Origin of the sequence: Micromonospora sp. NPDC049580 (assembly GCF_040675595.1) — a bacterium.
Lineage (GTDB): Bacteria > Actinomycetota > Actinomycetes > Mycobacteriales > Micromonosporaceae > Micromonospora.
In genome coordinates, this window is sequence record NZ_JBFAPG010000373.1 from 1 (window position 1) to 6376 (window position 6376).

Sequence of the window (6376 nt, forward strand, 5' to 3'; positions counted from 1 at the left end):
GTCACCGCCGAGGGACGACGGGGCGGCCAGCGCCGGCGGCGAGCCCGACCACGCCCTCTGAATGGACCCGGCCGACTCAGTTCACCGTGGCAGCGGCCCGCGCCTTGCGCTGGCGCAGCTCGTCGGCGGTCATCAGCCAGGTGGAGTTCGTCGCCCCGAGACCGAGGAGCACCTGGTCGAAGCCGTTACCGTCGTTGTCGTCGGTGTAGCAGAGGCTCACCTCGCCCCACGGGGACGCGGCGATCGCCAGGTGTTCCTGCCGACCCGTCGTGGTCTGGCTCAACGTTTGGGCCGCCAGCCGACCGGTGGTGCTGCCGTCCGGGTTGAGGCCGCGCGCCCAGACGTCCGGATTGGCGCCGGACACCGTCCAGCCCACCACGACGTTGTCCTCGTCGTCGATGCCGACCCCGGGCGCGACGGCCCCGGTCCCGGTGGACACCTGGACCTCACCGTGGCGGGCGGCGCCGGCAGCGGTGAACGAGCGCGCCCAGACGCCCCGGGTGCCGGTGTGGTCCGACTCCCAGCCGACGGTGAAGTCACCGGCGAACGTCGCCGCGACCGACGCCCGCTGCTGCTGCCCGCCGCTCTGCGCGTTGGCCGTGCGCAGGGACAGCACCACCGCGCCGTTCGACCGGGCCAGCCGGGTCAACCCGATGTTGTACGAGCCGTTGGCGTCGGCGTCCTCGTCCCAGACCACCAGCGCCTCGCCGGAGGCGGACACCGCCACGTCGGGGCGGTGGTGCGAGCCGGTCGTCTGCGAGGCCGTCACCTCGTACGCCTTGGCGGTGGCGGCGGTGAAGCCAGCGGCCTTGACGGTGGCCGGAGCGGTCGCCTGCACGTCCTCCCAGACGACGGTGAAGCCGACGCCGGCGGTGGTGGGCGCGCCGTCGGGGTCGACCGCCACCTTCGGCCAGATCTGCTGCCCGGCGTCGCTGGCGTTGGCCTGCCCCGAGCCGAGGATCGCACCGGCGGGTGACACCACCCGGTACTGGATGTTGTAGACGCCGTTGCCGTCTCCGTCGGCGGCCCAGACGACCACGGTGTTGCCCCGGTCGTCGAGCCCGACGTCCGGGCTGATGTGCCGCCAGGCGGCCCCGCTGGTGCCACCGGTGGAGAGCTTCAGCTCGTAGCCGGGTGTGCCGTCGCGGAACAGGCGCAGGTAGATCTAGCGTAGAGGGCGTACCGGCGGCGGTAGTCGGCCAGCGACACGATCTCCGCGCCGACGTGCTGGCGCACGGCGGAGGTGTTGACGCCACCCTCGTAGATGTAGTCGCCGAGGTGCAGGATCAGCCCGGGGTTCTCCTCGGCCATCCGCCGGTACGCGGTGTAGTAGCCGGCCTCGTAGTGGGCGCAGGACGCGAAGGCCATGACCAGGTCGCGGCCGAAGGTGCCCGGGGCCGGCGCGGTCCGCGTACGTCCCACCGGGGAGATCTGCCCCTGGGCCCGGAACCGGTAGTGGTAGTCGGAGTCGGCGGCGAGGCCGCCCGCGACGACGTGCACCGAGTGGGCGTCGGCGTAGCGGGCGACCACCGAGCCGGACGCGACAAGCGACGAGAAGCGGTCCGTCGTGGACACCTGCCACTCGACCGTCACGTCGGCGTCGGCCATGCCGCCCTGCCCGTCGGCGTTGAGCGGCGAGGGCGCCAGCCGGGTCCACAGGACCACGCTGTCGGACGCCGGATCACCGGACGCCACACCGAGTTTGAAGGGGTACGGGACCGCGGCGCGGGCACCCTGCCAGGGTGTCACCGCGGCGCCGGCGGCAGCGAGTCCACTGAGGACGGATATGCGACGGCTCAGCCTTGTCATGGTCCATACCTTCGAGGCCGTCGATGAACGGCGAAGGCTGCGGCGCGGAAGCCGACGTGACGGGACGTCGACCGCGGCAAGGCGGTCAGGTGTCCTGGCCGCCGAGGTTGGCGGCCGGGCCGTCAGGTCAGCGGCGACGGCGACTCGGCACCGGGGATCAGCAGTTTCGGCGTACCGGACCCGTCGGCCGCGACGCTGAAGACGTCGGGCCGACCGTCGCTCTGGCGCAGTGTGTAGGCCAGCGTGGCGTCGTCGAGCCAGGCCGCCTGGTCGTCGACGCTGGTGGTCTCCGCCGTCGCGGTGACCCGCCCGGATGCCAGGTCGAGGACCGACAGCCGCCAACCCTTCGTCGGGTCGGCGTCGATCGCCTCCTTGAAGGCGATCCGGGTGCCGTCGGGCGACAGCGACGGGCACTCCACGTTCGTCCGCATCGTCTCGACGGTCCGGGCGGCCACGTCGCCGCGCACGAGGTACCGCCTGCCGCCGGTGGCCATGGTGGCGTAGAAGTGGTTGTCGTCGGCGGTGAAGGTGACACCCCAGTAGTTGACGTCGGGGCTGCGGTAGCCGCGACCGTCCCGCGTGACGGCGAACTCCTCCAGCGACGTCACGGTGGCGCCGGTGACGGTGTCGAGGATTCCGGTGCGGGTGGAGAAGCCGCTCGCCGTGTAGGAGTCGCCCCCGACGAACGTCGTCCAGGAGACCATCCGGCCGGAGGCCGAGACCCGGGCCCGGTTGGGCAGGCCGGGCACGCTGAGCGTCCGCTTCTGGCGCAGCGCCGCGTCGAGCACCACGACCTGGTACGACCACGCCGTCTCCGGCCGCAGGCAGACACCGGTGCCGGCGGCCGCGTACACCCGCAGGCATTCCAGACCCGAGACGGTACGCGGCCCGGCGGGATCGGCGGTCGCGACGCTGGAGACGTACCGGTCGGTGATGGCCAGCAGGCGCGGGCCCGGCGCCAGTGTGACCGCCTGGTCCCCGGCGGCGGTCGGCGGCGGGGTCCGGGCCGGCTCGGCGGCGATGGCGGCGTAGCCGGCCGCCACGCTGGCCAACAGCACCGCGCTGGCGGCCACCACGCCGAGCTTCGCCCGGGTCGACATCGCGCTCATGGGGACACCTTCCGGAGACTGGGGCGGAGCGGGGAGGCCAGCAGGAGCACGGTGACGACCAGGACGCCGACGACGGCCACGGCCGCCACCCGGACCGCCGTCTGCGGCCCCCACGCCTGCCAGGCCAGCCCGAACAGGACCGAGGAGACGAGGTACGCCAGCGCCTGCCCGGTCTGGACCAGCGCGATCCCGGTGGTCCGTAGCCGTGGTGGCAGCACCGGCCCGGCGAGCGCGATGAGCACGCCGTCGGTGGCCGCGTAGAACGCGCCGTACAGCGCCAGCGTCAACGCGAGCGCCGGCCAGCCGTGCGCCGGCCCGGACAGCAGCAGGTAGGTCGCGCCGAGGGCCACGTAGCCGCCCACCACCACCGGCAACCGCCCGATCCGGTCGGCGAGCACGCCGAGGGGTGCGGCGAGCACCAGGTAGGCCAGGCTGGTGCCCACTGCCAGCAGCGGGAACCACCGCAGGCCAAGGTCTTCCCGGCGCTGGAGCACCAGGTAGACGAAGCCGTCGCCGATGGTGGCCAGCCCGAGCATCGTCGCGGCCAGCAGCAGCCGACGGGCGGGCCGGCTGCGCAACAGGCCGAACGCCTCGCGGACGGAGACCCGGGGCTCGTCCGGCCCGTCGGCCGGCTCGCCGGTCGGTCGCTCCCGGACGAACAGCACGAGCACGACGACGGCCAGGACGGCGACGCAGAAGCTGGTGACGAAGACCGCGTCGTACGACTGCCCGACGACCAGCAGGACGGCGAACGCGACGAGCGGCCCGAGGAACGCGCCGACGCTGTCCATCGCCCGATGCACCCCGAACGCCCGGCCCAGGGCCTCGGGCGGGGTGGAGAGCGTGATGAGCGCGTCGCGGGGCGCGCTGCGCACACCCTTGCCGAGCCGGTCGACGGCGATGACGGCGCCGATCGCGGGCACCGACCGGCCGGCGAGCAGCAGGCCGAGTTTGGCGACGGCAGAGAGTGCGTAGCCGACGCCGGCGACCAGCTTGCGCCGCCGGAACCGGTCGGCGAGGAAGCCGCCGACGACCCGCAGCAGCGCGGTGGCGCCCGTGTGGACCCCGTCGAGCACGCCGAAGGCCACCGGGCTGAGTTGCAGGCCCAGCACCAGGTAGAGCGGCAGGACGGCGGCCACCATCTCGGCCGAGATGTCGGTGATCAGGCTGACCGTGCCGAGCGCGACCACGTTGCCGCTGACCAGCGCGAGCCGTCGGCGTCGTGGCCCGGCGTCGGGCGGGTCGGTGACCGGCCGGGAGACGGACGACAGGTACACGCGCATCTCCTCTGATCGGTGGGCGACGGTCAGCCATCGTGACGATCGGGTCGGGGGCGTCACAAGGGACCGCGAGGGGCGGACAGACATGCGGTGGGTGAACATCGAACAAACATCGAGATGTTTCGTTGCTTGAGCGTACTGTTCACCTGGCGGCAGTCCGCCGGTTCATCGACCTTCCTACATTCCTTGCGCTTTCCACCCGCAACGAAGGGGTCCTGGATGGACATTCGAATCGCCCGCCCACCGGTCACGATCGGGACGGTCGCGGTGCTCGTCGCCGCCACCGCCGCCGTCGTCCTGACCGGCTCGGGCGCGGCCTCCGCGGCGAGCGTGACGTTCACGCCGGTCGCCGACACCTACGTCCAGAGCGACACGGCGTCCACCAACTACGGCACGTCCACGCAGATCGTGGTCGACAACTCACCCGCACGGCGGATGTTCCTGCGCTTCACGGTGAGCGGTGTCAGCGGCACGGTGACCAGCGCCAAGCTGCGGCTGCGTACGATCAGCGGCAACAGCGGCAGCGACGCCGGTGGCACGTTCCGGACGATGTCCAACACCACCTGGTCGGAGACCGGCACGACCTGGAGCAACCAGCCGACGATCGACGGGGCCACCCTCGGGTCGCTCGGCGCGGTCGCCGGCAACACCTGGTACGAGGTCGACGTCACCTCAGCGGTCACCGGCAACGGGACCTTCAGCTTCGGCGCGACCTCGACCAGCGGCGACGGCGCCTACTACGACACGCGGGAGAGTGGAGGCGACGCCCCGCAGTTGGTGGTCACGACCGGCACCACGACACCGCCGTCGGGCGATCCGGTCCTCGTCGGGGCCGGTGACATCGCCACCTCCGGCTCCGGTGACACCGCCACGGCGGCGCTGCTCGACAACATCTCCGGCACCGTCTTCACGACCGGCGACAACGTCTACGACAGCGGCACCGCATCCCAGTTCGCCAGCTACTACGAACCCACCTGGGGCCGGCACAAGGCGCGCACCCGCCCGTCGCCGGGCAACCACGACTACAACACGTCCGGCGCGACCGGTTACTACAACTACTTCGGCACGACCGCCGGCCCGAGCGGTCGCGGGTACTACTCCTACGATCTCGGCAACTGGCACATCGTGTCGCTGAACTCGAACATCAGCATGTCGGCCGGGTCGACGCAGGAGCAGTGGCTGCGCGCTGACCTGGCGGCCACCAGCAAGCCGTGCACGCTGGCGTACTGGCACCACCCGCTGTTCACGTCCAGCTCCAACCACGCGCCGTCGACCTCGACCCGCCCGCTGTACCAGGCGCTCTACGACTACAACGCCGACGTCGTGGTCTGGGGCCACAACCACGTGTACGAGCGGTTCGGCCCGATGAACCCCGCCGGCGGCTACGACGCCAGCCGGGGGATGCGCAGCTTCGTCGCCGGAATGGGCGGCGCCGACCACTACGGCTTCGGCACCATCCAGCCCAACAGCGAGGCCCGCAACAGCTCGGCGTTCGGGGTCCTGAAGTTCACCCTGCACTCCGGCAGCTACGACTGGCAGTTCGTGCCGGTCGCCGGACAGACCTACAACGACAGCGGCACCGGCGCCTGCCACTGACCGCCTGATCCCGCCGCCCCCGCTACCGGGGCGGCGGGATCACCCCTCGCAGCGGCGCGCGACACCGCAGCACCCGCGGCACCTGCAGCACCTGCAACACCCGCACCGCCCCCACGCGGGCACCCCTCACTGGGCGCGGCGACTCGGCGCTGCGGCAGGCGGCACTGCGGCGCGGCACGACGCTGCGGCAGGCGGCACGACGCTGCGGCACGGCGGCACGGAGGCACGGCACGGAGGCAGGCGGCACGGAGGCAGGCGCTGCGGCGCTGCGGCGCTGCGGCACGGCAGCAGGCGGCGCTACTGCCGGCGGCCCAGGGTTCCGTGCGGTTCCCTGTAGAGCTGCCCCAGATATGGGCCACCCACCCGCCCGGTGCGGAAGTCGTCATGCCGGTCGAGTTCGCGGACGATGTGCAATCGCCAGCAGCACAGACCCTGCCCCTCGCCAACCGCACGCCAGGCCGCAGACGAAGGACCACACACCCATCACGACACCTCGCCAATGCAGATCTTGGACAGTTTCCGTTCTTTCGTAACGGAAACTGTCCAAGATCTGGGGCGGGGCAGGTGCGGCCCCGGCACGAA

5 protein-coding genes are annotated in these 6376 nt (G+C 72.2%); 1 reads left to right on the plus strand and 4 read right to left on the minus strand.

Annotated elements, in window-relative coordinates:
* Positions 1–76: 76 nt before the first annotated feature.
* The 4 genes from AB0J68_RS24325 to AB0J68_RS24340 form a co-directional block, all read right to left on the minus strand.
* A complete protein-coding gene (locus AB0J68_RS24325; protein ID WP_363940559.1) occupies positions 77–1039 on the minus strand; it encodes a hypothetical protein in 963 nt (320 codons plus the stop codon).
* 80 nt (positions 1040–1119) lie between these two features.
* The gene (locus AB0J68_RS24330) at positions 1120–1809 is read right to left on the minus strand and encodes a PhoD-like phosphatase N-terminal domain-containing protein (protein ID WP_363940560.1); all 690 of its coding nucleotides are present in this window, start codon (positions 1807–1809) and stop codon (positions 1120–1122) included.
* A gap of 122 nt (positions 1810–1931) precedes the next feature.
* On the minus strand, positions 1932–2918 hold the full coding sequence (locus AB0J68_RS24335; protein WP_354855018.1) for a hypothetical protein: 987 nt from the start codon (positions 2916–2918) through the stop codon (positions 1932–1934).
* Positions 2915–4195 carry an MFS transporter gene (locus AB0J68_RS24340; RefSeq protein ID WP_354855017.1) on the minus strand — a complete coding sequence of 427 codons (1281 nt, stop codon included), beginning with the start codon at positions 4193–4195 and terminating at the stop codon, positions 2915–2917. Before AB0J68_RS24340 ends, AB0J68_RS24335 begins: the two co-directional genes overlap by 4 nt.
* A 222-nt stretch (positions 4196–4417) precedes the next feature.
* On the opposite strand from AB0J68_RS24340, the gene AB0J68_RS24345 reads away from it, so the two are divergent.
* Positions 4418–5794: a DNRLRE domain-containing protein gene (locus AB0J68_RS24345; RefSeq protein WP_363940561.1), complete on the plus strand. Its 1377-nt coding sequence runs from the start codon at positions 4418–4420 to the stop codon at positions 5792–5794.
* Positions 5795–6376: the final 582 nt, after the last annotated feature.

Bases quoted from the DNA above. Each gene is read 5' to 3' on its own strand.
- AB0J68_RS24330 (WP_363940560.1), bottom strand. From the start codon at position 1,809: ATGACAAGGCTGAGCCGTCGCATATCCGTCCTCAGTGGACTCGCTGCC.
- AB0J68_RS24335 (WP_354855018.1), bottom strand. From the start codon at position 2,918: ATGAGCGCGATGTCGACCCGGGCGAAGCTCGGCGTGGTGGCCGCCAGC.
- AB0J68_RS24345 (WP_363940561.1), top strand. From the start codon at position 4,418: ATGGACATTCGAATCGCCCGCCCACCGGTCACGATCGGGACGGTCGCG.